Genomic DNA, 25,837 nt, shown 5'->3' with positions numbered 1-25,837 from the left:
AATTAATCAGGATAATGTTATGATAGCGTAGAATCGCAGCGGAGCTTACTCATTCGTGCAAATTTCACATAAGTCCTTCAGAAACGTCGGGTTAATTGGTCGACCGGATAAATCATCAGTTGTAGAAACACTATGTTTAATTCATGACCATTTGCTAAGTTTAGGCCTAAACCCCATTTTTGATCAGGAAACTGCCGAATTAGTGCCCTATGATCATGCGCAAGTTGTTAGTCGTCACTTATTAGGTGAAGTCGCTGATCTGGTCATTGTAGTAGGTGGAGATGGTTCTTTGCTTCATGCAGCCAGAGCTTTAGTTCGCTACAATACACCTGTTATTGGCATTAACCGTGGGCGTTTAGGATTTTTAACTGATATTAAGCCTGCGGAAGCTATTTTTAAACTTGATCAGGTATTACAAGGTCATTTTCAACTTGATCGCCGTTTCTTGCTTGAAATGGAAGTACGTACTAATGGTGAAGTCATTTACGACGCAATTGCTTTAAATGATGTCGTACTACACTCAGGTAAGTCGGTACATATGATCGACTTTGAACTTAATATTGATGGTCAATATGTTTACCGTCAGCATAGTGATGGTTTAATTGTTTCGACACCAACAGGATCAACTGCTTATGCATTATCAGGTGGTGGCCCAATTTTACATCCAAGTATGGATGCGATTGCATTAGTCCCTATGCACCCCCATACATTATCTTCACGCCCAATCGTAGTTGGTGGGCAAAGTGAAATTAAAATTGTCATTCGCGAAAACCGGGTATTACCGATGGTGAGTGCAGACGGACAGCACAGTGTATCGCTCAATGTCGGTGATAGTTTGCACATCCGCAAACATCCATTTAAATTAAGTTTATTACACCCACCAGGTTATGATTTCTATATGGCTTGTCGTACCAAACTGGGTTGGAACCAAGATTTTGAATCTTTTCAAAGAGATGAATCATGAATATTGAACAAATGCTATCTGTTTTAAACCCTGAAATTGTCGAGCGTTTAAAAACAGCCGTAGAGATCGGTAAATGGCCAAATGGTGTTGTCTTGACAAAAGAACAGCGCGAAACATGTATGCAAGCTGTGATTGCTTGGGAGTTAAAGAACTTACCGGAAGATCAGCGTAGTGGTTATATTGACCGCGGAACGAAAGAAGAGGGTGAAGAGTGTGATGATGATCATCACAAGCATGAGCCTGAGTTTAAACCGATTCGTTTTGTTTAAAACTTAATAAGACAGAAAAATTATTTTTGGTTATTCCATACAGCCTTATGTAGCATGTTTTTCATAACTTATAGCATATAGGCTTTTATTACTTTTGAAGGATCAAAAGTAACCAAAAATCCTCTGTATCACTGACGATACTTCCTGTATCGCAGTGATACGGTCGACATCCATGTCGACCTTCATGATAGTATCTGTTAACTACGAATTAAGATTGCTTAAATTTCGTGTTTCCCATAGCACTTTTGCTTTTTGCATCGCTTCTTCAAAGCTAGCAACAACGCCCATCGTATATAACGCAATACCCATGGTTTCTGTTACTGCCATTTCACCATATTCATGATGCTGCTGACCAAGCCAGACCGCTTTAAACGTTGCTAAATCTAACTCTTCTTCAATTGGGCTACGTTCAGGCGTAAGCTTTGGTAACTCATGTTCATAGAGTTCACCATTTTTAATGCCGCAAATGAGAGTTTTAGCATCGGGGTTTCGCTCAAATTCACCGCCTTCACCTTTAATGACGGCACTATTTTGATAGCCTAAGCGAAGCGCACTATGTTGATGAGAGGTTCTATACGCGGGATGGAATATCGCTTGTAAGGTGGCTTTCGCATTAAATGGGTTAATGAGACGAGCCAAAGTATGAATAGGAGAGCGTAAACCCATGACATTTCTTAAAGAAATTAAATCACTTAAAACAGGTGAAATCACCTCTAAAGGTAAGTAGGCAAAATTCTGTTCAGCCAATTGTGCGCGGACTTCTTGTTCAGAATGGCAAATTTTATAATCTAAATATTCCAAAACTTGTTCGGTATAGACTCGGTTAATCGTATGTCCAGAAGCGCCATGCATGACGATTTTGTAGCCGTGGTGCGCAAGTGTCAGGGCAGCCAGTAAAAACCATGGATAATGTTTACGTTTGCCTGCATAAGATGACCAGTCTAGGTCAACGTCTAAAGGTTGAAAATTAAGTTGGTCTTTGGTGGCTTGTACAAAGCCTGCAAGCTCATCAATAGATTCTTCTTTAACACGTAGTAGCATTAAAAAAGCACCCAACTGAACATCAAGAGTTTCACCTTTTAAAATCATGGTAAAAGCTTGATAGGCTTCTTCATAACTCAGTGATCGAGATCCAGTTTTCCCCTTACCTAAAATACGGACATATTGCGCAAAGGGATGTTCAGTATCTTTATAGATATTACGTTTAGTATTCATGGCAGTTCAAAACAGTAAAAATAAGGGGTATGCAGCTCAAAATGAAATGTCTGCAAGTACTTATCAATATGACATAAAAATCTGCTGAAAAAATATCAAAAGTGTTTGTCATACTAAAGTCTTAAGGCCGCATGGGTGTTTTTTATACGTATTAGCCAAAAATTTAACCGAATCGTGATTTAATTCGAGTAAACTTTCATGTGCTTTTTTGAGCACTCATATCATAATTTTCTGTGATTCTCCTATATCTTCAGCTTTTTATTGAAAAAGTAAGAGGTTATTTCTGGCTACTCAAAGTGGTTGGAAACTTCAGGTATTCTCCTGTTTTAGAAAACAGCTTTTTTGTTTTCGTTGAGGTAGTAGGAAGGTTTTTTGTTATTAAAAAACCATTTCCCTTTTGCGGTGTCCATGTGAAAGGTTAGGGCTGTGTATTCGTAAAGAATAGACGTTTCATTTTGATATTTCCAACGGACTTGGAAATATAGATTGAAGTAAAGTTATGGCTAAAAAACCGATTTATAAATCACTTTATTTTCAGGTGATTATTGCGATTATTGCGGGTGTTTTGGTAGGGCATTTCTCTCCAAGTACAACGCAAATAGTGAATGGTGTTGAACATCATATTCCAGGTTTAGGTGAGCAACTCAAGCCATTAGGTGATGCATTTATTCGTTTGATTAAAATGATCATCGCACCTGTTATTTTCTGTACAGTGGTCAGTGGTATCGCTGGTATGGAAAGCATGAAGTCAGTTGGTAAAACTGGCGGTGTTGCATTGTTATACTTCGAGATCGTTTCAACAATCGCACTTCTGATTGGCCTTGTGGTGATTAACATTGCAAAGCCAGGTGTAGGAATGAATATTGATCCTACAACCCTAGACACTTCAGGTATCCAAAAATACGTTACTTCTGGTGAGTCACAATCTACCGTTGATTTCTTAATGCATATCATCCCAGATACAGTAGTGGGTGCATTTGCAAATGGTGAAATCTTACAGGTCCTTCTTTTTGCAATTCTATTTGGCTTTGCACTGCATAAGTTAGGTGATGCAGGACGTCCAGTTTTAAAGTTAATTGATCAAATTGCACATGTATTTTTTAACATTGTAAATATGATCATGAAGCTTGCTCCATTGGGTGCATTTGGAGCAATGGCATTTACTATTGGTAAATATGGTGTGGGGTCACTCGTACAATTAGGGCAACTTATTATTTGCTTCTATATTACGTGTCTGCTCTTTATCTTCTTGATTTTGGGTACAATCAGCCGTATCAGCGGTTTTAGCATCCTTAAGATGATTCGTCTAATTCGTGAAGAACTCTTAATTGTGCTTGGTACTTCTTCTTCAGAATCAGTCTTACCACGTATGCTGCGTAAACTTGAGATTGCAGGTTGTGAAAAGTCTGTCGTCGGTTTAGTTATTCCGACGGGTTACTCGTTTAACCTTGACGGCACTTCAATTTATTTGACGATGGCTGCAATTTTTATTGCTCAAGCCACAAATACACAGCTTGATATCCAGCATCAAATTACTTTGCTTTTGGTACTTTTAATTTCATCTAAAGGTGCAGCAGGTGTAACAGGTTCTGGCTTTATTGTTATGGCGGCAACTTTATCTGCTGTTGGTCATATTCCAGTTGCAGGTTTGGCATTAATTTTAGGTATTGACCGTTTCATGTCAGAAGCACGTGCTTTAACCAACCTTGTTGGTAACTCTCTAGCAACAATTGTGGTTGCTAAATGGGTAGGTGCTTTAGATAAAGATAAATTAAATGATGCATTAAATAATCCAGAGGAAGTGGATAGAAAAATGCTTGAGCCAAAAAGTGTTGTTGCTGAAGCATCTCACTAAAAATTATGATTGATAAAAAGGGAGCTTCGGCTTCCTTTTTTATTGGCTGACTGAAAAGTACAGTTTTAATGAGCAGCTATGCCATGACAGTAACTAAAAAAATGATTAGCATGCTCAGCAATGAGAATTGATAAAACAATAAAGCTGAAGGAAAATATTATGTTGGCATACGATGCAGATTTAGAATTATTTCGTGATAATTTTAAACGTTTTATGAATGAGCATATCGCTCCACATTATGACCAATGGGAACATGAAGGAATTATGCCGCGTTCAGTTTGGAATCAATTGGGCGAAAATGGCTTTTTATGTGTAGATGTTCCAGAAGAATACGGTGGTTATGGCGTTCCAACTTACTATTCATTAATGTTGGTTGAAGAATCTGCTCGAGCTGGTTTTTGCGCATTATCAACTGCTATTTCTTGTCACTCTGAAATTGCTGCACCTTATATTTTACACATCGGGACAGAAGAGCAAAAACAATACTGGTTACCAAAAATGGTTACTGGTGAAGTGGTTGGTGCAATTGGTATGACTGAACCGGGTGCTGGTTCAGACTTACAATCAATGCGTACGAGCGCCATTTTGCAAGATGACCATTATTTGTTAAATGGTTCAAAAACCTTTATTTCAAATGGTCAACATGCTGACCTTGTGGTGCTTGCAGTAAAAACTGATCCTCAAGCGCGTGCAAAAGGCGTGTCATTATTATTGGCAGATACTCATCTAGAAGGTTTTAAAAAAGGTACCAACCTCGACAAAATCGGTCTGCATTCTCAAGACACATCTGAGCTATTTTTTGACAATGTTAAGGTTCCTAAAAACCAGTTACTCGGTCAAGCTGGGCAGGGGTTTGCTTACTTAATGCAAGAGTTACCACGTGAACGTACAGCCATTGCATCTACCGCCATTGGCGCTATTCGTGGTGCAATTGATTTGGCAACGGCTTATGTCAAAGAGCGTCATGCATTTGGTCAACCTATTTCTCAGTTCCAAAATACTCGTTTTGTTTTAGCACAAGCAAAAATTGATGAGCTTGCTACGGCTGCTTTTTACGAGAGAAACGTTGCTCTATATCAAGAAGGTAAGCTAGATGTGGAAACAGCAGCCGCACTCAAAAGTTTTAGTACGGATATGCAAATGAAAGTCGCAGACAACTTGCTGCAACTTTTTGGTGGCTATGGTTATATGACTGAATATCCAATTTCACGTTTCTTTGTAGATGCTCGTATTCAGCGTATTTACGGTGGTACAAATGAAATTATGAAAGAAATCGTAGCGCGTGGTTTAATTGGTAAAGCCTAATTAAATAGTTTTAAAAGAAGCCTACCTTTGAGTAGGCTTCTTTATATTACCTATTTGTTAGTTCGATAAATGACAGGATAGACTTGTTGTTTGGGTAACTTGTGTAAGGCTTGATTGATCTTTCTTAAAAATGCATCGGCTTCATCTTGACGAAAAGAGTCTTCGGTATATTTGCTACGTTTTTGATTGATGCCACAACCCGTTATTTCCATATTTTCAGGATTAAATGACCAGTCATTTGGGTCCTTTAAGTTAATGTTTAAATCACTTTCACAGCTTTTCCATAAACGTAAAAACTCATTTGATAATTCTGTTTTAAATCCTCGTGCTGGATAGACCGAGAAGCCTTTCATTTCGGGATTAGAAAACTGTATAAACATGTCTACTGGCATACCACCCCAAATAATTGCTGTATCTGCTGGCAAGTATATACCTGATAGATTTTTCTCATTTAAAGCATGTTTTTGCTCAAATTTCTGCCGGAAGTGTTGCGACCGATAGGTCAGTTTTGTTTGGGCTGGGATTGGAATACCACGAACTTGATTGCTGGTAGTTGTCATATAGTACGGAGAATTATCAGTACCATTACATCCTGCTATTATCGGACAACCGCTACAAGCCGTTAAACTATAACTTGCAAGACTCAGTAGACTTAAGACAATAATTTTATTCATTCTATTTTACTGTTCTTTTAACATCTTTAAGCAGTATAGCTAATCTAGGTTTTAAGATGAGTTCAGCATTTTGAAATTTGAGTAATTTCTTATTCCGCTGCCTTCTCACTCTGTTCATGAAATAAAGATTTGCAGTTTTCTAGATCTTTGCACGAAGCAAACATAAGGGCTTTAGGTAGACTTGCATATAAATTTGTAATGTGTTGCTCAGCAGGATTATAAAAATGCCAATAATTAAATTGGTTTGAACGTTTGTTTTCTAAAGCTTTAAAGAAATCTGTTTCATTAAACTTATTATTAGATTGAGTACGAGGCCCACCTTGCTCATGTGTACCGACTGTGGTCATAAGTAAAGGAGAATGATTTGATTTTTGACTTTGCCAATGCTTTAACTGTTGAAATAACATACCTTGGTCAAACCACAGAGAAGGGCTTGCAGCGAAGTAACGTTGAAATGCATCTGGCTTTTGAAAAAAATGATAAAGCACAAACAAGCCTCCAAAAGAGTGCCCATAGATACTTTGTTGTTGGCTATTAATTGGAAACTGTTGTGCAATTTCAGGTTTGAGTTCGTTATTTAAAAATGCAATAAATTGATCAGCACCACCATATTTATATTTACCTTGAGCCTGAAATTCAGAAGAACGTTTTGGTGTGTAATCGTAAGCACGCTTTTGCACATCAAAAGTTTTTTGCTGAGGATAACCAACCGCTACAATCATAAGTGGATCAAGTCCTAATTTTGTAGAGCCAGCGCCAATCGACTGAGCAATATTGACAGCACTTGGGAAAGTTGCATTTCCGTCTAGTATATATAGTACGGGATACCCATGTTGTGGTGGGGCAACAGGTGGTTTATAAATTTGAATAAGATAATCATGGCCTGTATTTTTAGATTTGATTTGGAATTGTGCCTGATTATTTTGAAAAACGATTTTTGATTGATTTTGTATAGGCATTTCAGCTAGAACATTACTGCTTATTAAAGTACTCAAGATAAAACTAGAAGAAAAAAAGAAAAATGATTTATGCATAACAGATGAAAATAAAATTTATTACTCAAATCATAAATGAAAATCATTATCAAATAAAGCTATCAAAAGAATGTCCGCAAAAAGGTTAATGAAAAAAGCTCTTACAGCCATATTGCCTAACAAATCAAAGCAGACTATTGTTATACTCTCGTTTAAAAGATGATTTTACTGAGGCTGCATTCCAATGATCAACGATGATCAAAACAAAACGACTTCTCTTAGTTTAGAACAAATTCGCGAAGATATTGATAGTGTTGATCAACAGATTCAAGAATTATTAAATCGCCGCGCAAGCCTTGCTGAAGCTGTTGCTAAAGCTAAATTTGCTTCCGAAGAGAATCCTTTGTTTTATCGTCCTGAACGTGAAGCACAAGTCTTACGTAAAGTGATGGAGCGTAACCAAGGTCCTTTGTCTGACGTTACCATGGCGCGTTTGTTCCGTGAAATTATGTCGGCTTGCCTTGCTTTAGAGGCGCCGCAAAGCATTGCATTTTTAGGGCCAGAAGGTACTTTTACTCAATCTGCTGTGCTTAAACATTTTGGTAAGGATGCAGTTGTTCGTCCACTACCAACTATTGATGAAGTGTTCCGTGAAGTGGAAGCGGGTAGTGCACATTACGGTGTAGTTCCAGTTGAAAACTCATCTGAAGGTATTGTGAACCATACTTTAGATTGTTTTAAAACATCTAACTTAAATGTGATTGGTGAAGTTGAATTGCGTATTCATCATCAATTCTTAGTCTCTGAAAATACACGTAAAGACAGCATTAAACAGATTTATGCTCACCAGCAAACTTTGGCCCAATGTCGTCAGTGGTTAGACGCGCATTATCCAGGTGTTGAACGTGTTGCCTTAAACTCAAATGCAGAAGCTGCACGCCGTATTCGCAACGAATGGCATTCAGCAGCAATTGCATCTGATATTGCAGCAGGTATGTATAACCTTGAAATCTTACATAGCAATATTGAAGATAACCCGGAAAATACCACTCGTTTCTTAGTCATTGGTCGTGAAAAAATTCCACAAAGCGGTAATGATAAAACATCGTTATTGATCTCAGCACATGACCGTGCAGGTGCTTTATTAGAAATTTTAGCACCGTTTGCAAAACATAATATCAGCTTAACGAGTATTGAGACTCGCCCAGCGCTACCTGAAAAATGGGCCTATGTATTCTTTATCGATTTAGAAGGTCATATTGATCAAGAGAACGTTGCTGCGGCAATCAATGATATTCGTCCAATGGTAAAAGAGCTTCGTATTCTAGGTTCTTATCCTGCTGCTGTTCTCTAATCACTCATGTTGGAATAATGGCATGTATCCAAATAGAGCATGTCATTATGCTTAAAAATAAATTGCTCAGAGGTTTAAATCACTTTGAGCAAAAACAAAGTTGAAGTTATGTCACAACCCCTATTTAAAAAAGTTGCATTTATTGGTTTAGGACTCATCGGGTCGAGTTTGGCGCGTGTTATTTTTGCAGAAAAATTGGCGACAACAGTTGTTGCATCCACACGCTCACAGAAAACTTTAGAAGATGCAAAATCACTTGGCTTAATACAAGAAGGTTTTTCCGATCCTGTAGAAGCTGTGAAAGGGGCCGATTTAGTTGTTTTAGCCTTGCCAGTGCGTGCTACACAAAAAGTGCTTGAGCAAATTAAACCGTATTTGTCAGAAACTACGATTGTAACTGACGTGGGTAGTACAAAAGGTAATGTCGTTGATGCAGCAAAAGCTGTATTTGGTGAAGACTTACCTGTAGGTTTTGTGCCGGGACATCCTATTGCTGGTAGTGAGCACACAGGTGTTCATGCAGGTAAGGTTGATCTATTTGCAAATCATAAAGTGATTTTAACGCCGTTGCCAACAAGTGCAGAATGGGCTGTTGATAAACTGATTCAACTATGGTCGGCTGCTAAAGCTGAAGTGATTTGTATGGATGTTGCCAAGCACGATGAGGTTTTGGCACATACGAGTCATTTACCGCACTTAATGGCATTTAATTTGGTTGAGCAACTTGCAAACCGTGAAGATAATCTTGATATTTTCCGTTATGCAGCTGGTGGCTTTCGTGATTTCTCACGGATTGCAGCCAGTGATCCTCAAATGTGGCATGACATTTTCTTTGCCAATAAAACAGCGATCTTAAATGCTGTCGATGGCTTCGAAAAGCAACTTACAGTACTTAGAAAATTGATTGAAAACGAAGACTCTCATGCATTAATGGGGTTACTCGGCCATGCTCAGGCAGCACGTCAGCATTTCAATCATATGTTAGCCAAAAAACCTTTAATGGAGAAAAATAAGGTGACACAGCAATTCAGTATCTTACCGGGAAATAAGGCCTTTAAAGGTAAATTTACCGTACCGGGTGACAAATCTGTGTCACATCGCTCCATTATGTTTGGTGCTATTGCCGAAGGCACTACCCATGTAACTGGCTTCCTTGAGGGCGAAGATGCTTTGGCAACTTTGCAAGCTTTCCGTGATATGGGGGTAAGCATTGAAGGCCCTAAAAATGGTGAAGTGACCATTCATGGCGTAGGCATGCATGGTTTAAAAGCGCCAGCAAGTGCATTGTATATGGGTAACTCTGGTACAAGTATGCGTTTGCTTTCAGGCATGTTATCAGCGCAACAGTTTGATTCAGTGATGACAGGTGATGCATCACTTTCTAAGCGTCCAATGGAGCGTATTGCTAAGCCATTACGTTTAATGGGTGCGCAAATTCAGACTACAGGTGAGAAAGGTACTCCACCTGTCAGCATTACGGGTAGCCAGCAATTAAAAGGTATTCAATACGATTTACCTATGGCATCTGCTCAGGTGAAATCAGGTATTTTACTTGCTGGTTTGTGGGCTGAAGGCGAAACTTCAGTAACTGAACCAGAACCAACTCGTGACCACACAGAGCGCATGCTTCGTGCATTTGGTTATGAAGTTAAAACTGAAGGCAACAAGATTTCACTCGTTGGTGGCGGAAAATTAGTGGGTACTGATATTCAAGTTCCATCTGATATTTCATCTGCTGCTTTCTTTATGGTGGGGGCTGCAATTACTGAAGGTTCAGACGTTGTGCTTGAGGCAGTAGGTATTAACCCTACACGCACTGGTGTAATTGAAATTTTAAAACAGATGGGTGCAGATCTGACTGTTGAAAATGAACGTATTGCTGGTGGCGAACCTATTGCTGATATTCATATTAAAGGTTCACGCACGCTTAAAGGCATTCATATGCCTGAAGACCAAGTACCTTTAGCAATCGATGAATTCCCAGCTTTATTTATTGCAGCGGCTTGTGCCGAAGGCCAAACAGTATTAACTGGTGCGGCAGAACTTCGCGTGAAAGAATCTGATCGTATTCAGGTGATGGCTGATGGCTTAAAAATCATGGGTATTGACTGTACGCCAACTGAAGATGGCATCATTATCGAAGGTAAAGGCAAATCTGGCGATTGGTCACCAATCTTCGCTGGCGGTGAAATTGAATCACACCACGACCACCGTATTGCTATGAGTTTTAGTATGGCAGGTCTTCGTAATTCTGGTCCGATTACAATTCATGGTACTGAAACCGTTGCTACAAGTTTCCCAACTTTCACTGAGTTGGCGAATCGTGCAGGTTTAACAATAGAAGTTAGCCAATAACTTTTTACCTAACACATTTTATAATTGCTAACACAATAGCAACGGCAGCAGCGAGCTAAAAGCTTGGCTGCTGTTTGTTTATTGATTATGCTAAGTGCAGATAATGATAATAGTGTTAGGACAAAGGATGAAAAAATTACAATTTATTGCCAGTTGCCCACAACATGGGGTGCTTGATCATCCACCAAATGAATGCCATATCACTCAAGAATATGTAGCGGCTTTATTATTTAAACAATTGGGGCATTATGGTTTCGATGCACAGCATATTGTGCATGAACATGAAAAGGTAGAAGTGAGTATTGATAATCATCTTTTACCTTTGTCTATTACGTGTCAAAAAACAGACCATGATGGACACCTGATGTGTGAAATTTCTGCCAATCCAGATGAAGAACAAGACTGGTTTGAGAAAATTGAAACACAAAGCATTATTCGCCAGCTTGCACAGGCCGTTGAAAATAGTTTGAAAGCCGATCAGAGTTTTTCCCAATTTGTTTGGAAGTCTTGATCACTTAAATATATTTTATAAAGTGAGGGTGAACATATTTGTTCACCCTTTTTATTTATTAATATTGATAAGAATTATTTATTTTTGTAGTGACATTATTTAATAAAAATTAACAAACGAAAAAATAATATTGTTTGAATTTTGAACTAATTTTCTATTAATTTAAAAATGCTTTTTAACAAAGAACAACTCAATTTCCTCTTCTTATTTATATTATTTTACAGAGAATTAACATGAACATAATTTCCAGTAATTATTCAAAAGGCTTTGGTATATTGATTATCTCCTTATTATCAGCGTGTAATAGTGATGATAAAGATACGACCATAAACTCAACAAACCAGAAGTTGCTAGAAGGAACAATTAGTTCTTTAGAGAATCTTAAGCAAAATCTAGTATGGCAAGAAAATCAGTGTGATAGTGTCTATTCTAAAGTTATCAGTGAGGCAGCAATTGCTCAAAAATCAGCGGCAGAACTAAGAGCCAATATCGCTAGTTCAAATAATTTAGGAGTTTTTCTTGATAATCAAATTATTCCGAAACTAGCTCAGCTTACTGATGAGTCAACTGTATTAAGAGCAAGGTGTAATGCTCCAGACTATGATGGAACAGGCGTAAGTATTGAACGACCTGCCATGCTAAGGGAAATGTTAAGTGAATGGCAGGGAACAATTAATTTATTAATTCGTCAAATCAATAACCCGCCAAATATGAATCCTGAAATTAAATTAGCCTCATTAACCAATACCAATATTAATCAATCAACTCTAGCAAAGTCTAAATTCAAAGATTGTTCAGATAGTTTTTGTCCGGAAATGACGGTTATTCCAGCTGGCAGCTTTTTAATGGGTGGAAATATAAATGAGCAAGAGCAACAAAATGTACCGGCTCAATCTCGACCATATGAATTACCTCAACATTTAGTACAAGTCGAAAAACCATTTGCAATGTCAACTTATGAAACAACAATTGCTGAGTTTCAGGCTTTCCAAAAGGAAACTGGATGGGAAGTCGAGGGATGTCGTAATTGGGAAACACGCAATGGTGTCTTCAATATGTGGTATCGAGATGATTTAAATCCGAATAATTCGGGTATGAATCAAACACCTCAGGATCCTGTTGTATGTGTACGCCGTGAAGATGGAAGAGAATTTGCGAAATGGTTATCTAAAAAAACAGGTCAGACCTACCGTTTACCAACAGAAGTTGAGTGGGAATATGCAGCGCGTGCTGGAACGACAACAGCGTATTATTGGGGAGATGATCTTAATCTTGATCAAGCTTGTAAATATGCAAATGTGTTAGATCCAACTACAGCCGCGGCAATACCCCAAACCAGTGGTTGGAGTCTATTTAATTGTACGGATGGTTATGCATTTACGTCACCAGTCGGGAAGTTTTTACCAAACAATTTTGGTTTATATGATATGAGTGCCAACGCACGAGAATGGGTGGATGACTGCTGGCATTCAAATTATGAAAATGCTCCTAGTGTGAATCGTCGCTGGGGTGAAGAAAATAATGGACAGTGTAATTTCCCTGTTTTACGTGGAGGGGCATGGATATATAACACTTATAACGTGCGAACTGCTTATCGTAATGCGTATGTAACTTCACAAGCTCGTTCAATTATGTGGGGATTCCGTTTGGTTCGCGAAATTTAGCTTTGATTTTTATACCTAATATATTCTACATTTAAAGTCATTTTTTTAATTTATCAGCGTCGATTTTAATAAAAAGCTAAAACTGCGCTGATAAATTCTTATCTTTCAATAAACCTACGTTTATTAAGAATATTTGTGAGAGTATAAATATATGGTGCCATTTGATTTTTCGAACTTATCTCCTCAAGTGGTTTGGCAGCATTTTCAAACACTTTGCACTATTCCGCGTCCTTCTAAGCATGAACAGCAGCTTCGTGAGTTTTTAAAAAACTGGGCTGAAAGTCGAAATTTAGAAACTTATGTAGATGAGGTTGGTAATTTAATTATCCGTAAGAATGCGACCACGGGTAAAGAACATGTGTCTGGCGTTATTCTTCAAGGCCACTTAGATATGGTCACACAAGCTAACACTGGCACAGTACATGATTTCTTTAAAGACCCGATTTGTCCAGTCTTTGAAGATGGCTGGTTAATTGCTAAAGATACTACTTTAGGTGCCGATAATGGCATTGGTGTAGCCTTAGCTTTAGCTGTATTAGATTCAAATGATATTGCTCATGGGCCAATTGAAGTTCTCTTAACAGTCGATGAAGAAGCAGGCATGAGTGGTGCACGGCTTTTACAGGCAGGTGTACTAAAAGGAAAATGGTTATTTAATATTGATACGGAAGAATGGGGCGAGTTATATCTCGGATGTGCTGGCAGTATTGATGTTGAAGTAGAACAATCACTCACGTATGAACCAATTTCTGAAAATTTGACGGTTGTAAATATTCAGGTAGCTGGCCTTAAAGGTGGTCACTCTGGCGTAGATATTCATTTAGGACGTGGCAATGCCAACGTTATTCTGGCCCGCTTTTTAAATCAATATTTAGGCTCACTTGGTGGGCATCTTGTTGAGCTTACAGGTGGTACGGCCCGTAATGCTTTACCGAGAGAAGCTGTAGCGACTATTGCAATTTCATCTAACCAATTGCCTAAATTAGAAAAATTACTCGATGAATATCAAACAGCATGGAAAAAACAGCTACAAGGTATTGATGACAATCTGCAATTAATTATTCAGCCTACTAGCGTTGAAGTGACCGAAGTGATTGCTCAACAACAGCAAAACGAGTGGTTACAAGCTTTAGCAACAAGTCCTTATGGCGTTGCAAGTATGAGTCAAGCTTTACCAGACGTAGTTGAAACTTCAAATAATATTGGAGTGGTGAGACTAAATAGAGAAGGCGGAAAAGCTGTTTTAATGGTTCGCTCAATGGTGAACCAAGAAGCTCAAGATTTTGCAGAAAAAATTCAGGCGCATTTTCGTCAATTTAATATCGCTTCTGCACTCACTCCGTTAGTTTCTGGTTGGACACCAAACCCTGACTCGGCTGCTCTAAAGTGCTTACAACAAGCCTATCAAAATGCGTTTAATATTGAACCAAATCTAAAAGTAATTCATGCGGGTTTAGAATGTGGGATTATTGCTGAACATTATCCACATTTACAGATGGTTTCTTTTGGGCCAGATATTCAAGGGGCGCATGCGCCGGGTGAACGAGTAAAAGTAGATACTGTAGAGAAATGCTGGAAGCTACTGGTAACCGCTTTGGCATCTGTAGAGTAATTTTTTAAGAAATAAGAAGCTCAGTTATGAGCTTCTTGAACTTTAACCTTTACATGAAATTGATCTGGATTTAACTCGACAAACTCGATTTCACAATCAATAAATTTTTCAATCATGGCCGCTTGAGTACGAGTGTGTTCGCTAATACATTGTGCGGTGAATTCACCCCCTTGACCTAATGTCAAAGGTAGCAGTAACTGGTCTGCCAAATATTCGTCTACAACAGCCTGCGAAGATAAATATAGCTTTACATCTTTTGCTAAATGATCAGCTATTTGCTCTGCACTTTTGCTCTTCTCACCTAAAGCTGTAAACAGTTGAGTGTGATATTCATGAGTAACTTTCACATACACTGTATTGCCTTGGCTAATTCCATTTAAATGAAATTGCTGCTGAGAGCTTAAGTTTAGCTTTTTACTTAATGTGGTTAATTCACGTTGTGCAATTTGTGCTTCTTCTGAAAGATTTAATACTGCTGCAAAAGCCTCATTACTTTGTAAAACACCACGATCTAATAAATTTAGCTTGTTTCGATTTTGCCATGGCTGAATGGTAACTTGAATTTCACCCGCACCAATTGGAAAGAAGCCAGCTTTATTTAATTTAAAATTTACGTTAATTCCAATCTTCGCTAGAGCAGGTAAAAAGCAGTGCTCAATAAAATCTGCTGTTGGTGCAAGTGGATTATGTGTACCCCCTGAAATGGTGAGTTCGCTAGCTTCATTTTGTAATAACAAAACAGGTAGAAGCGTTTGTAAAACCAGTGTTGTACTACCCGCAGAACCGATTTGAAATTGATATTTACCACTTTGAACATGTTGAGGTGCGAAATATAAACGCTGGCTATGTAATTCAGCGCCTTCCACATAAGCTTGGCTAATTTGTTGAGATGCCTGTACACAAACTAAATGTTGACGCATTAGCCCTGGTTTTTTACGTCCTGCACGTATATTAATTAATTCAAAGGGCTGACCTGTAATCATTGAAAGTGCAAGGGCAGTTCTTAAAATCTGGCCACCACCTTCACCTTGTGAACCATCAATTTGAATGGCTTTTGGCATATTTGCCAAAACTGTATTCACTTCTATTTTCCTTATTTTCTAATTTAATGAACATACTGTCAGTACATGGTAATGCGAAGTAACGCGTGACTTTGCTTTTGACAAAGGTTTGCTAGGTGCATAGTGCTGAGCCTGATAAGTGAATATCGATGCACGGCTCACATGCTGCCATAGCCGCCTGAATTATTTTCAATCCCTCAGATCGGAGTAATGTAGGATCTTGTACTCGCCCAGTATGTCCAAACTTTGATTGTGAAAATGATTTCACAAAATCTATTGTTTAATCGATTAGATCAATTTGCCAATTAGCAGCCTGAATTTTAACGTTTAAATCACGGAGTTTCGCACTGATGTCATCCGCCTGCTTTTGTAAGCTAGAAACAGGAATGACTTTCTTCCACTTAATTTCACGTGAGCTATAACGATCAGGTTCTCGATGCGTATTGGCAATCGCATCGATTAAAATCTTATGCTGTTCAGCATAACTATCGCGCAAGCTTAATAGAGACAATAATACTTTGCCATCTTCCAGTTTTGCTTGTGCATTGGTCAAATGAATACGACAAATCAATTGATTGCTTTCCTGAGTTAAAGCAAATACTTGTTTGATGAGTTCATTTGGATCTTCACTAGGTTCATCGCCTTCTTGTACCAATACATTGGCATTAATTCGTTGTTTTAACGAAGCAAGCTTTTTTTGTTGATCGCTTCGAAGTAAAAGTGCTTCTGCGAGTTTCATTTTATTTACCTTTTATTCAATATGTACAATCACTAAGTTCGAAATATCTTCTAATTGCATAGTAATTTTTGCACATTCAGTAATGTCTTCTAACGTTTCATCTTCATGCCAAGTTGTCATAAAACAATGATCGGCTGGTGGTTGATAGTTATAAAAAACTAGATATGTTTCATCTAGGACATCATCCCAAATAGAACACTCATATCCTGTAACCATCGCTTGAATACAATGTTTGGAATAGACAATCTGCTTACAAATCCAATTACGCCATTCAGGTAGAATTTGATCGGTTTTCACCACCAAAATTATGTAATAGGGTTGCTCAGGTAGAATCAGATGCTTTTCTTCATTTGCTTTGATTCTATAACTTCGAATATCTAAACAATCTTTTTCCATGATTAACCCTTAACACACACCACTTGTCTTAATGTATAAACCACTTCAACCAAATCGCTTTGTGCTTTCATTACATCTTCAATCGGTTTATATGCCGAAGGAATTTCATCAATTACAGCAGCATCTTTACGGCATTCCACACCTTCAGTTTGTGCAATCTGATCTTCAACAGTAAAACGTCGTTTTGCTTCAGTACGGCTCATAACACGGCCTGCACCATGCGAACATGAACAGAAAGATTCCTGATTTCCAAGCCCACGGACAATAAACGACTTCGCTCCCATTGAACCAGGAATAATTCCATATTCACCTAGACGCGCACGGACTGCACCCTTACGAGTGACCATTACTTCTTCACCGTAGTGTTCTTCCTTTTCCACATAGTTATGGTGACAATTCACTGCTTCCAAACGTGCCTGAAAAGGCTTTGGTACAATCGTAGCCAAGGCTTTAATCGCAGATTGCATCATGATTTCTCGGTTCTTCATCGCAAAGCGTTGAGCCCAACCTACCGCAAACCAGTAATCATCAAAGTGTTCAGTTCCTTCTACTAGGTATGCTAAATCTTTATTTGGCAAATTAATGAAATGCTTCTGCATGTCTTTACGGGCAAGTTCGATAAAATGATTACCGATAGCATTTCCTACACCACGAGAACCTGAGTGCAACATAATCCAAACATGATCATGCTCATCTAAACAGATTTCGACAAAGTGGTTTCCAGTACCTAAAGTTCCCAAGTGCTTGCGATTATTGGTGTTTTTTAAACGTGGATGTTTTGCACAAATGTATTCAAAATCTGCAACCAGCTCAGTCCAAGCTTGATCTACCATTTCTGGTGGAGTTTCCCATGAACCACGATCACGTCCGCGCTTAGTCATTCCATGGGGAATTAATCGTTCAAGTTCAGTACGTAGAGCATGTAAGTTATCTGGTAAATCTGAAGCAGTTAAGCTTGTACGAGTTGCCATCATTCCACAACCAATATCTACACCCACAGCAGCAGGAATAATTGCCCCTTTAGTTGGAATTACGCTACCAATAGTTGCTCCTAAACCGAAGTGTACATCTGGCATTACAGCCATCCATTTATAAATAAAAGGCATTTGAGCTGTTTGTAATAATTGTTGTTTTGAGTTGTCATCAACAAGCACGCCTTTAGTCCACATTTTGACTGGCATACTTTTTCCATTTTGCAGAACTTCATAAGAACGTTGTTGCTGCTTTTGTTCAAACTGAGCTTGTTGTTTAATTTCTTCAATGACAGACATTTTCTTTTCCTTTCAAAGCCTGCCTGCCAAGCGTTTGCAGGCAGGTGTTATTCACAATATCCGAATGATGTTGTGTGCTTTGTACTATTGCACTGAGTGTGCCAACTTTTTTTAAAACTAGTTAATTAAAATACAAGATATTGAAAATAATAAATAAAAATAATTTTAATCTATATCTAGTAAATTTTATTGATAGTTTTTGATGTTAAAAATATATCCAAAAATATATTTAAATATATTTTTGGATATATGTATTTAATGGGTCTTCCCGTTTTTATCGACTTTTAAAAGCTGTCCAGCTTCATTTAAAGTAAATTCATCAAAATCATTGGCTAAATAAAAATGACCTTTATAAAACTGGCGAACTTCTTCAGTAATAGCTTGTTGCCCAGCTTTATCCTGATGTCGGGGGCTAAAATGCGTTAGAATTAAATTGCTTAAAGATTGCTCTTCTGCAAATTCAGCCACCATTTTTGCTGAGCTATGCATTGGACCTTTGCCGACTTTATCTAAAACCGTTTGTACGTATGTGGACTCATGAATAAGGAGTTGAGCATCTTTGCAAGCGTCAGCTAATAGTTCTGGTTGGTCATTATCACCACCTATAATTGCATGAACTTGTTGATTTTGAATTTTGATAAAGTCTTGAGCTTTTAATGTTTGTCCTTCAAATTCAATATTGTAGCCTCGTTTCAAATGGCCCCACATATCGCCTTGAGGTACGCCAAGCTGAGTTAGAGCTTGGGTATCTAACTTCTTCTGAATAGATTTGATATAAATGCTAAAAGCAAAACTTGGAACACGATGGCTTAGTGGATGTGCTTGAACAATGAATTCGTCAGTGATTTGTTGTGGTTGTGTTGCTTCATTCACATCAATAAATTGAAGGGAATAGGGCAAATGTAAATCTGTAAGTTGGGCAGTGATTTCAAACCATTGCTGAATTTCTTTCGGTGCAATCACGATTAAGGGTTTGCTACGGGCATTCATGCCTGCACTTGCTAATAAACCAACTAGACCATAACAATGGTCGCCGTGAACATGTGTAATACAAATGGCAACTAGGTTTTGTAGTGAAAGTTTAGCTTGTTGAATACGGTGCTGTGTCCCTTCGCCAGCATCAATTAAAATCCAGTCCTTATTTTTGCTGTTACGAACTGCTAATCCTGAAACATTACGCGTCAGGGTCGGTACACCTGAAGATGTGCCTAAAAAAGTAAAATGAAGCATATTCTTGGAATTTTTTGGTCAAATGCGTATTGTATATTATAGACACTTATAAAATTTTATAGAAATTATGGCAGATGCAAAGAAAACAGTTGTTATTGGCTTTGTCGGTTCTACACTTGATCAGGGGAGAAGGCCAGATCGCTGGCAGCGTTGGCGTCCTACACTTAGCCTGTTAATGCATGAAGATTTGCTTGTAGATGAATTGGTACTTTTACATGATCGACAACATCATAATTTAGTTAAATCTATAGCAGCAGATGCTAAAGAGATTTCTCCACAAACTGAGGTTTCTGGACATAAGGTAAGTATTAAAGATCCTTGGGATTTTGCTGAAGTTTATGGTGCACTCTATGACTTTGTAAAAACCTATCCGTTTGATGTCGAAAAAAATAACTATTTACTGCATATCACGACAGGAACGCATGTTGCTCAAATTTGTTGGTATTTATTGGTAGATGCACATTATTTGCCAGCTCAACTCATTCAAAGTTCACCTAACCAACACAAGACATCAGAAGGTGAATATAGAATTATTGACTTGGACTTGTCTCGATACGATGTTTTAAAACAGCGTTTCGATGATGAACAAAAACAAAATTGGCAACAACTTAAAGCCAATATTTCTACTCATAATAAAGCGTTTAATCAGCTTATTGAGGAAGTTGAATTAGTTGCAACTCGCTCTAGTGCGCCTATTTTAATTATGGGGGCAACAGGGGTTGGTAAGTCTCATTTGGCAAAACAAATTTTTCAGTTAAAGAAAGATAAATTTCAATTAAGCGGTCGTTTTATTGATGTTAACTGTGCAACCTTACGTGGTGATAGTGCCATGTCGACCTTATTTGGTCATATAAAAGGTGCATTTACAGGCGCAGCTGCCTCTCGTGCTGGTTTATTAAAAAGTGCTGACCAAGGCATTTTGTTTTTAGATGAAATTGGTGAATTGGGACTTGATGAACAAGCTATGCTGCTAAAAGCGCTAGAAGACAAAAGCTTTTTTCCTGTTGGAAGTGATAAGGAAATTCAGGCCGATTTTCAGCTAATAGCGGGTACTAATCGTGATTTGCGCTATGAAGTTCAAGCGGGCCGTTTTCGTGAAGATTTATGGGCTCGTTTGAATACGTGGACGTTCTTTTTACCCAATTTAAAAGACCGTGTAGAAGATATTGCACCCAATATTGATTTTGAGCTACAGCGTTTTGCTGCAATTCATCAAAGACAATTACGTTTTCAACGTGATGCATTAGAAACATATTTAAAGTTTGCTAAATCGGCAGATGCATCATGGCAAGGAAATTTTAGAGATTTAGCAGCGAGCGTAACTCGTTTGGCAACTTTATCTCAAGGTGAGTTAATACGTCGTGAGGCTGTAGAAAAAGAAATTCAGCGCCTAAAGCAACTTTGGCTTATTCAGGGTGAATCTTACAATGATAAAAATACAGATATTTTGTTGAACTATTTGGCTTCTGAACAAATAGAGCAAATAGATGAATTTGATCAGATTCAATTACGAGGTGTGCTCAAAGTCTGTGAAAATTCAAAATCAATGGCAGAGGCGGGAAGACAACTCTTTTCGGTATCTCGCCAACAACGTAATACAACAAATGATAGCGACCGAGTGAAAAAATATTTAGCGCGTTTTGGGTTAAGTTGGAATAATTTTTAGCAGTTACTGTGCTTATGAAATGATGGACATAGACTCAATCTATGCCCATCAAATACACTTTATTTCATGATAATAAAGCGTGTAATGATTTGACGAAGCTGTTTTAAATAACCTGTAAAGAAGTGGTTAGCGCCAGGTAAAATCGTAATTGGATGCTTCTGTGGTTTTGCCCATGCAATTGCATCTGAAAGTAAGGTAATGTCATCTTGCTCACCATGAATGAGTAGAATATCACCTTGAATTTCAGGAGTTTTATAGTGACGCAAGCCCACTACAGTTGCTGTTGGTAAGCCACACAAAATTAACTGTACTGGTTGTAATTCTGGGCTAAGCTGCGCATAACATTTTGCCAAAACGTGTGAACCGAAGCTAAAACCGCCTGCATAGAACGGCAAGCCTTCATGAAGCTTACGAACGTGTTCAATCACAGCTAAAATATCTTCAGTTTCGCCATGACCTTCATCATGAACACCTTCACTACCGCCTAAACCACGGAAACTAGGACGGTAAACGATACAACCATATTCATTAAAGATTTGGGTTAAAAGAGCAGGGACTTTATGTTGAGGAGTTCCACCTTGCAATGGGTGCGGATGGCAAACAACCGCAAAGCCTTTGATTTCACCTTCAGGGCGGTCTACAAAAAGTTCAATTTTACCAACTGGACCCTGAATGAAAATTTGCTCAGACATATAAGAATCGATAAATAACAATACGTATTCCTATTTTACCGATAGTCGTCATTGAAAACACGAGTTAGCATTAAAAAAAATCTACTGTTATAGTTGGTATTAAGAATAATTTTTTCAGGTTGTCTATGCTTGCTTTAATTTCTCCTGCAAAAACTTTAGATTATGAAACAGCGTTACCTACAGATGAGTTTACTCAGCCGCGCTTATTAGAAAACTCAGCACAATTAATTGATGTTTGCCGCAAACTCTCCGCTTCGGAAATTGCGACTTTAATGAGGGTTAGTGAAAAAATTGCCACACTCAATGCAGATCGTTTTAGAGATTGGAATCCCGAATTTAATTTCTCAAATGCTCGCCAAGCAATCTATGCATTTAAAGGTGATGTTTACACTGGTTTAGATGCTTATCATTTAAAAGACAAAGATATTAATTTTGCACAGCAGCATTTGCGTATGCTCTCTGGTCTATATGGTTTATTGCGTCCTTTAGATTTAATGATGCCTTATCGTTTAGAGATGGGCACTAAATTAAAAAATACGCGTGGCCATAATTTGTATGAATTTTGGGGTGATATCATCACTAACCAGATTAATGAAGATTTGGCCGCAATTAAATCTGAGCTGCTAGTAAATCTAGCTTCAGATGAATATTACAAGTCTGTCAATGAAAAGAAAATTAAGGCTGAAATTATGAAGCCTGTTTTCCTTGACCAGAAAAATGGCAAATATAAAGTCATTAGTTTCTATGCGAAAAAAGCACGCGGTTTAATGGCTCGTTTTATTATTGAAAACCAATTAAATAAAGCTGAAGATATCAAAGCGTTTAATACTGAGGGTTACTACTTTGATGCTGATAACTCATCTGCAAAAGAGTTGGTATTTAAACGTGATGAACAATAAGCCTGTGTATGGTTAAAATATGATGATGCAGCTTTATTTATCAAAACTAGAACATGTTTGGTTTGAGCTGCATCAGCACTATCACTTTTCTGAGCCTCAAAAAATCTTGGATGAACTCATTGCGGCTTATGGTGAAAAGCAGCGAGCCTACCATAGCGTGCAGCATTTATATGAATGTTTGAGTTTGCACCAATCGATTCAGTCCGAATTAAATGATCCTTCTGCTGTCGCATTGGCTCTTTGTTTTCATGATGCGATCTATAACCCTCAAGCACCAGATAATGAGCTTAAAAGTGCTGAGTTATTTGAACAATTGATGGCTCAAGATTTATTGCCCGATACTCTAGAGAAAATAAAGCGCTGGATTCTTGCGACTCAAAAGCATGCGTTAACCGATGAAACAGATTTGCAATTTTTGTTGGATATCGATTTAGCTATTTTGGCAGCACCACCTGAACGTTTCATACAATATGAACAGCAAATTCAGCAGGAGTATGCGTGGGTTGAACCAGAAGTATATTCAATCAAAAGAAAAGAAGTTTTAATGCATTTTTATCAGTCTGAGCCACTTTATCAAACTGCATATTTCCAAAAGAATTTTGAATTAAACGCCAAGCAAAATTTAAAAAAGATATTGGAATAGCCTAAGCTAACTATAAGAATTTAAATTTGTGAATTGAATAAAGAGATACAAATTTAAAAAGACAAAAAATGCTTAGATGAGAGGATAGAGGAACCACTGAAGAAGCAGTGATTCCTTGGAAAGAGATTATTTAAAGAAATAACCTGTTTCTGGTGAACTTGCATTTGCCATGCGTTTACGTGGCATACGACCAGCTAAAAATGCTTCACGTCCTGCTTCAACAGCTTTTTTCATGGCAGAAGCCATTAAAATAGGGTTTTGCGCAGCTGCAATCGCTGTATTCATGAGCACGCCGTCACAACCGAGTTCCATTGCAATAGCGGCATCACTTGCTGTACCAACGCCTGCATCGACTAGGACAGGTACTTTCGCATTTTCTTTAATAATTGAAATAGTGTGCGGATTTAAGATACCTAAACCTGAACCAATCAAACTACCTAAAGGCATAATTGCGACACAGCCCATACTTTCAAGTTCTTGAGCAATGATTGGGTCATCAGACGTGTAGACCATAATCTCAAAACCGTCATCAATCAAAGTACGAGCGGCTTTTAAAGTCTCGGTTACATTTGGATATAAGGTTTTTTCATCACCTAAAACTTCGAGTTTTACCAAGTTGTGACCGTCTAGAAGTTCACGCGCTAACATACATGTGCGTACTGCGCTATCAGCATCAAAACAACCTGCGGTATTTGGCAAAATTGTATATTTTTCTGGTGGGATGACTGAAAGTAAATTCGGTTGATCTGGATTTTGTCCAATATTCACACGACGAATTGCGACAGTTACAATTTCTGCACCACTGGCTTGAATAGCTAAATCCGTTTCATTTAAGTCTTTATATTTGCCAGTTCCTACCAATAAACGAGATTGAAAAGAACGTGAACCAATAATGAGAGGGGTGTCTTGCATGGATAACTCCGACTTAGCCGCCGCCAACAGCGTGAATAATTTCGATACGGTCATGTTGAGCAATCGTAATTTGCTCTAATTTGCTTTTAGAAACGATTTGCTGATTGTGTTCAACAGCAAAACGTTTTCCTTCAAGTGCCAGTTCCTGAATGAGTTGCAACAGGTTTTGGCTAGGCGTGTCCGTTAATTCGCCATTTAAATAAATTTGCATGATCACATTCCGACTATTTAGCGTATTTGAAAGCATTCCAAGCCAAGATCAGCCATCCAGCAATCATTAAGGCTCCACCGATTGGTGTAATTGCGCCTAATATTCGTGGTAAACCTAGTGCCATGATATAAAGCGAACCACAGAAAAATAGAATACCAATTTGAATAAGCAAGAAAGATAACTTGATTGGAAAGAGAGGAAGAACCTTACTTAAAATACCAAGTGCTAGTAGGCCTAAAGCATGATAAAAAAAGTAATCGGTTGCAGTCTGCCACCAAGCAAGTTGCTCAGGACCCGCGTGAGCTTTAAGACCATGTGCTCCAAAAGCACCCAATATGACTGCAAAAGCAAGATTAAGGGCTGAAATGGCAATCCACATAACAAAAAACGCTACTGAATAATGAAAGGCAACGTTACCATAGAATAGGTTGGCTAAACATAGCCAGATAAAACAAAAGGGCTTATCGCCCTTTTATTTTTTTCATTTAATTTAGCTTGCTGACATTGCGACTTTAATTTTTTCCATCGCATTTTTTTCAAGCTGACGAATACGTTCCGCAGAAACATTATATTCAGCAGCAAGCTCGTGTAGGGTAGATTTATCATCATCTAACCAACGACGCTGCAAAATATTCCGCGAACGATCATCTAACTGATCCATGGCATCATGTAAAGCAGATGTGCTTTGCTCTTCCCAGTCTTCATTTTCAACTAAACGAGCAGGGTCGTAGCGGTTATCTTCAAGATACAACGCAGGCGCTGTGTGTGGTGTGTCATCGTCGTCATCGCCTTGTGCCTCAAAGGCAGCATCATAAGCGGTTAAACGACCTTCCATTTCCAGAACTTGTTCTGGAGTTACATTTAAGTCATTAGCAATCGATTGAGCTTCTTCGAGCGTTAATTTTTTACTCGATTTTTTTAGGCTACGTAAATTGAAAAATAATTTACGTTGAGCTTTTGTCGTTGCAATTTTGACAATACGCCAGTTGCGAATAACGTATTCGTGAATTTCTGCCTTAATCCAGTGGACGGCAAAAGAGACAAGACGTACGCCCATATTTGGGTCGAAACGTTTTACGGCTTTCATTAAGCCTAAGTTACCTTCTTGAATAAGGTCGCCTTGTGGTAGGCCATAACCTGCATAGCTGCGCGCAATATGAACGACAAAACGTAAATGCGACATTACCAGCATTTTTGCGGCATCAAGATCTTGGTCATAATAATAACGTTCAGCAAGTTCTTTTTCTTGCTCGGCCGTTAAAATAGGAATCTGATTGACAGTACTGATATATGCACCAAGGTTTACACCGGGCGCAGACAATGACAGGGGCATCAATTGATTGCTGCTGTCACTCATGAGTTCTC

General features: G+C 38.3%; 25 protein-coding genes. 12 read left to right on the top strand and 13 right to left on the bottom strand.

Annotation, left to right across the window (positions count from 1 at the left end):
- Positions 1-55 precede the first annotated feature (55 nt).
- Together ACLCEG_RS06970 and ACLCEG_RS06965 are read left to right on the top strand one after the other, a co-directional pair.
- Positions 56-964 (top strand): NAD(+) kinase, encoded by a 909-nt coding sequence (locus ACLCEG_RS06970; RefSeq protein WP_002049094.1) that lies wholly within the window; start codon positions 56-58, stop codon positions 962-964.
- Positions 961-1,233 (top strand): YeaC family protein, encoded by a 273-nt coding sequence (locus ACLCEG_RS06965; RefSeq protein ID WP_002118245.1) that lies wholly within the window; start codon positions 961-963, stop codon positions 1,231-1,233. Before ACLCEG_RS06970 ends, ACLCEG_RS06965 begins: the two co-directional genes overlap by 4 nt.
- A gap of 201 nt (positions 1,234-1,434) precedes the next feature.
- On the opposite strand, the gene ACLCEG_RS06960 is transcribed toward ACLCEG_RS06965, so the two are convergent.
- A complete protein-coding gene (locus tag ACLCEG_RS06960; RefSeq protein WP_410566805.1) occupies positions 1,435-2,448 on the bottom strand; it encodes a glycosyl transferase family protein in 1,014 nt (337 codons plus the stop codon).
- Between the two features lie 499 nt (positions 2,449-2,947).
- Here ACLCEG_RS06960 and ACLCEG_RS06955 point away from each other — a divergent pair, with 499 nt between their 5' ends.
- Both ACLCEG_RS06955 and ACLCEG_RS06950 read left to right on the top strand, forming a co-directional pair.
- Positions 2,948-4,303 carry a dicarboxylate/amino acid:cation symporter gene (locus ACLCEG_RS06955; protein ID WP_049064365.1) on the top strand — a complete coding sequence of 452 codons (1,356 nt, stop codon included), beginning with the start codon at positions 2,948-2,950 and terminating at the stop codon, positions 4,301-4,303.
- A gap of 159 nt (positions 4,304-4,462) precedes the next feature.
- Positions 4,463-5,608, top strand: coding sequence for an acyl-CoA dehydrogenase family protein (locus ACLCEG_RS06950; protein WP_004700529.1), 1,146 nt, complete (start codon positions 4,463-4,465; stop codon positions 5,606-5,608).
- A gap of 50 nt (positions 5,609-5,658) precedes the next feature.
- Here the strand turns inward: ACLCEG_RS06950 and ACLCEG_RS06945 are convergent, their stop codons facing one another.
- Both ACLCEG_RS06945 and ACLCEG_RS06940 read right to left on the bottom strand, forming a co-directional pair.
- Positions 5,659-6,282 (bottom strand): hypothetical protein, encoded by a 624-nt coding sequence (locus ACLCEG_RS06945; RefSeq protein WP_410566803.1) that lies wholly within the window; start codon positions 6,280-6,282, stop codon positions 5,659-5,661.
- 89 nt (positions 6,283-6,371) lie between these two features.
- Positions 6,372-7,316 carry an alpha/beta hydrolase gene (locus tag ACLCEG_RS06940; RefSeq protein ID WP_410566801.1) on the bottom strand — a complete coding sequence of 315 codons (945 nt, stop codon included), beginning with the start codon at positions 7,314-7,316 and terminating at the stop codon, positions 6,372-6,374.
- A 184-nt stretch (positions 7,317-7,500) separates the two neighbouring features.
- Between ACLCEG_RS06940 and pheA the strand changes: the two genes are divergently transcribed.
- From pheA to ACLCEG_RS06915, 5 genes are all read left to right on the top strand, one after another.
- Positions 7,501-8,610, top strand: a complete 1,110-nt coding sequence (gene pheA, locus ACLCEG_RS06935) for a prephenate dehydratase (protein ID WP_002049199.1) — start codon at positions 7,501-7,503, stop codon at positions 8,608-8,610.
- Positions 8,611-8,718: 108 nt separating this feature from the next.
- Positions 8,719-10,965 carry a bifunctional prephenate dehydrogenase/3-phosphoshikimate 1-carboxyvinyltransferase gene (locus tag ACLCEG_RS06930; protein ID WP_191104793.1) on the top strand — a complete coding sequence of 749 codons (2,247 nt, stop codon included), beginning with the start codon at positions 8,719-8,721 and terminating at the stop codon, positions 10,963-10,965.
- Positions 10,966-11,092: 127 nt separating this feature from the next.
- Positions 11,093-11,476, top strand: a complete 384-nt coding sequence (locus ACLCEG_RS06925) for a hypothetical protein (RefSeq protein ID WP_004700537.1) — start codon at positions 11,093-11,095, stop codon at positions 11,474-11,476.
- Between the two features lie 233 nt (positions 11,477-11,709).
- Complete coding sequence (locus ACLCEG_RS06920; RefSeq protein ID WP_410566799.1) at positions 11,710-13,140, top strand: formylglycine-generating enzyme family protein; 1,431 nt, start codon at positions 11,710-11,712, stop codon at positions 13,138-13,140.
- A gap of 151 nt (positions 13,141-13,291) precedes the next feature.
- Entirely contained in the window at positions 13,292-14,752 is a 1,461-nt protein-coding gene (locus ACLCEG_RS06915; RefSeq protein ID WP_410566797.1) for an aminoacyl-histidine dipeptidase, read from the top strand.
- Positions 14,753-14,772: 20 nt separating this feature from the next.
- Here ACLCEG_RS06915 and rtcA read toward each other — a convergent pair whose 3' ends face one another.
- The 5 genes from rtcA to ACLCEG_RS06890 all read right to left on the bottom strand — a co-directional run bounded on the left by rtcA (position 14,773) and on the right by ACLCEG_RS06890 (position 19,449).
- Positions 14,773-15,834, bottom strand: a complete 1,062-nt coding sequence (gene rtcA / locus ACLCEG_RS06910; RefSeq protein WP_410566795.1) for an RNA 3'-terminal phosphate cyclase — start codon at positions 15,832-15,834, stop codon at positions 14,773-14,775.
- Between the two features lie 259 nt (positions 15,835-16,093).
- Positions 16,094-16,552 (bottom strand): DIP1984 family protein, encoded by a 459-nt coding sequence (locus ACLCEG_RS06905; RefSeq protein ID WP_005073494.1) that lies wholly within the window; start codon positions 16,550-16,552, stop codon positions 16,094-16,096.
- A 12-nt stretch (positions 16,553-16,564) separates the two neighbouring features.
- Positions 16,565-16,948: a hypothetical protein gene (locus ACLCEG_RS06900; protein WP_348884632.1), complete on the bottom strand. Its 384-nt coding sequence runs from the start codon at positions 16,946-16,948 to the stop codon at positions 16,565-16,567.
- 2 nt (positions 16,949-16,950) lie between these two features.
- Positions 16,951-18,219: an RtcB family protein gene (locus ACLCEG_RS06895; RefSeq protein WP_284118173.1), complete on the bottom strand. Its 1,269-nt coding sequence runs from the start codon at positions 18,217-18,219 to the stop codon at positions 16,951-16,953.
- Positions 18,220-18,474: 255 nt separating this feature from the next.
- Positions 18,475-19,449, bottom strand: coding sequence for a ribonuclease Z (locus tag ACLCEG_RS06890; RefSeq protein WP_410566792.1), 975 nt, complete (start codon positions 19,447-19,449; stop codon positions 18,475-18,477).
- Between the two features lie 67 nt (positions 19,450-19,516).
- On the opposite strand from ACLCEG_RS06890, the gene rtcR reads away from it, so the two are divergent.
- Positions 19,517-21,115: an RNA repair transcriptional activator RtcR gene (rtcR, locus tag ACLCEG_RS06885; RefSeq protein ID WP_410566790.1), complete on the top strand. Its 1,599-nt coding sequence runs from the start codon at positions 19,517-19,519 to the stop codon at positions 21,113-21,115.
- A gap of 59 nt (positions 21,116-21,174) precedes the next feature.
- Here the strand turns inward: rtcR and ACLCEG_RS06880 are convergent, their stop codons facing one another.
- A complete protein-coding gene (locus ACLCEG_RS06880) occupies positions 21,175-21,807 on the bottom strand; it encodes an alpha/beta hydrolase (RefSeq protein WP_019457113.1) in 633 nt (210 codons plus the stop codon).
- Between the two features lie 125 nt (positions 21,808-21,932).
- Here ACLCEG_RS06880 and yaaA point away from each other — a divergent pair, with 125 nt between their 5' ends.
- Both yaaA and ACLCEG_RS06870 read left to right on the top strand, forming a co-directional pair.
- Complete coding sequence (yaaA, locus tag ACLCEG_RS06875) at positions 21,933-22,706, top strand: peroxide stress protein YaaA (RefSeq protein WP_410566788.1); 774 nt, start codon at positions 21,933-21,935, stop codon at positions 22,704-22,706.
- A gap of 19 nt (positions 22,707-22,725) precedes the next feature.
- The gene (locus ACLCEG_RS06870) at positions 22,726-23,349 is read left to right on the top strand and encodes a metal-dependent hydrolase (protein WP_410566786.1); all 624 of its coding nucleotides are present in this window, start codon (positions 22,726-22,728) and stop codon (positions 23,347-23,349) included.
- 126 nt (positions 23,350-23,475) lie between these two features.
- Here the strand turns inward: ACLCEG_RS06870 and ACLCEG_RS06865 are convergent, their stop codons facing one another.
- From ACLCEG_RS06865 to rpoH, 4 genes are all read right to left on the bottom strand, one after another.
- Positions 23,476-24,261, bottom strand: a complete 786-nt coding sequence (locus tag ACLCEG_RS06865; protein ID WP_001154366.1) for a thiazole synthase — start codon at positions 24,259-24,261, stop codon at positions 23,476-23,478.
- Between the two features lie 13 nt (positions 24,262-24,274).
- Positions 24,275-24,472, bottom strand: a complete 198-nt coding sequence (gene thiS, locus ACLCEG_RS06860) for a sulfur carrier protein ThiS (protein WP_004700562.1) — start codon at positions 24,470-24,472, stop codon at positions 24,275-24,277.
- A gap of 13 nt (positions 24,473-24,485) precedes the next feature.
- Positions 24,486-24,851: a DUF423 domain-containing protein gene (locus tag ACLCEG_RS06855; protein WP_410566784.1), complete on the bottom strand. Its 366-nt coding sequence runs from the start codon at positions 24,849-24,851 to the stop codon at positions 24,486-24,488.
- A gap of 111 nt (positions 24,852-24,962) precedes the next feature.
- Entirely contained in the window at positions 24,963-25,829 is an 867-nt protein-coding gene (gene rpoH, locus ACLCEG_RS06850) for an RNA polymerase sigma factor RpoH (protein WP_002049311.1), read from the bottom strand.
- Positions 25,830-25,837 lie beyond the last annotated feature (8 nt).

Source organism: Acinetobacter sp. H1(2024) (assembly GCF_046557555.1).
GTDB classification, from domain to species: Bacteria; Pseudomonadota; Gammaproteobacteria; order Pseudomonadales; family Moraxellaceae; genus Acinetobacter; species Acinetobacter seifertii.
This window is presented reverse-complemented; position numbering and strand designations above follow the sequence as displayed.

Excerpts from the sequence above, each read along its gene's own strand:
- ACLCEG_RS06965 (WP_002118245.1), top strand. The coding sequence starts at position 961 with ATGAATATTGAACAAATGCTATCTGTTTTAAACCCTGAAATTGTCGAG.
- ACLCEG_RS06960 (WP_410566805.1), bottom strand. The coding sequence starts at position 2,448 with ATGAATACTAAACGTAATATCTATAAAGATACTGAACATCCCTTTGCG.
- ACLCEG_RS06955 (WP_049064365.1), top strand. The coding sequence starts at position 2,948 with ATGGCTAAAAAACCGATTTATAAATCACTTTATTTTCAGGTGATTATT.
- ACLCEG_RS06950 (WP_004700529.1), top strand. The coding sequence starts at position 4,463 with ATGTTGGCATACGATGCAGATTTAGAATTATTTCGTGATAATTTTAAA.
- ACLCEG_RS06945 (WP_410566803.1), bottom strand. The coding sequence starts at position 6,282 with ATGAATAAAATTATTGTCTTAAGTCTACTGAGTCTTGCAAGTTATAGT.
- ACLCEG_RS06940 (WP_410566801.1), bottom strand. The coding sequence starts at position 7,316 with ATGCATAAATCATTTTTCTTTTTTTCTTCTAGTTTTATCTTGAGTACT.
- pheA (WP_002049199.1), top strand. The coding sequence starts at position 7,501 with ATGATCAACGATGATCAAAACAAAACGACTTCTCTTAGTTTAGAACAA.
- ACLCEG_RS06930 (WP_191104793.1), top strand. The coding sequence starts at position 8,719 with ATGTCACAACCCCTATTTAAAAAAGTTGCATTTATTGGTTTAGGACTC.
- ACLCEG_RS06925 (WP_004700537.1), top strand. The coding sequence starts at position 11,093 with ATGAAAAAATTACAATTTATTGCCAGTTGCCCACAACATGGGGTGCTT.
- ACLCEG_RS06920 (WP_410566799.1), top strand. The coding sequence starts at position 11,710 with ATGAACATAATTTCCAGTAATTATTCAAAAGGCTTTGGTATATTGATT.
- ACLCEG_RS06915 (WP_410566797.1), top strand. The coding sequence starts at position 13,292 with ATGGTGCCATTTGATTTTTCGAACTTATCTCCTCAAGTGGTTTGGCAG.
- ACLCEG_RS06905 (WP_005073494.1), bottom strand. The coding sequence starts at position 16,552 with ATGAAACTCGCAGAAGCACTTTTACTTCGAAGCGATCAACAAAAAAAG.
- ACLCEG_RS06900 (WP_348884632.1), bottom strand. The coding sequence starts at position 16,948 with ATGGAAAAAGATTGTTTAGATATTCGAAGTTATAGAATCAAAGCAAAT.
- ACLCEG_RS06895 (WP_284118173.1), bottom strand. The coding sequence starts at position 18,219 with ATGTCTGTCATTGAAGAAATTAAACAACAAGCTCAGTTTGAACAAAAG.
- ACLCEG_RS06890 (WP_410566792.1), bottom strand. The coding sequence starts at position 19,449 with ATGCTTCATTTTACTTTTTTAGGCACATCTTCAGGTGTACCGACCCTG.
- rtcR (WP_410566790.1), top strand. The coding sequence starts at position 19,517 with ATGGCAGATGCAAAGAAAACAGTTGTTATTGGCTTTGTCGGTTCTACA.
- ACLCEG_RS06880 (WP_019457113.1), bottom strand. The coding sequence starts at position 21,807 with ATGTCTGAGCAAATTTTCATTCAGGGTCCAGTTGGTAAAATTGAACTT.
- yaaA (WP_410566788.1), top strand. The coding sequence starts at position 21,933 with ATGCTTGCTTTAATTTCTCCTGCAAAAACTTTAGATTATGAAACAGCG.
- ACLCEG_RS06870 (WP_410566786.1), top strand. The coding sequence starts at position 22,726 with ATGATGATGCAGCTTTATTTATCAAAACTAGAACATGTTTGGTTTGAG.
- ACLCEG_RS06865 (WP_001154366.1), bottom strand. The coding sequence starts at position 24,261 with ATGCAAGACACCCCTCTCATTATTGGTTCACGTTCTTTTCAATCTCGT.
- thiS (WP_004700562.1), bottom strand. The coding sequence starts at position 24,472 with ATGCAAATTTATTTAAATGGCGAATTAACGGACACGCCTAGCCAAAAC.
- ACLCEG_RS06855 (WP_410566784.1), bottom strand. The coding sequence starts at position 24,851 with ATGTGGATTGCCATTTCAGCCCTTAATCTTGCTTTTGCAGTCATATTG.
- rpoH (WP_002049311.1), bottom strand. The coding sequence starts at position 25,829 with ATGAGTGACAGCAGCAATCAATTGATGCCCCTGTCATTGTCTGCGCCC.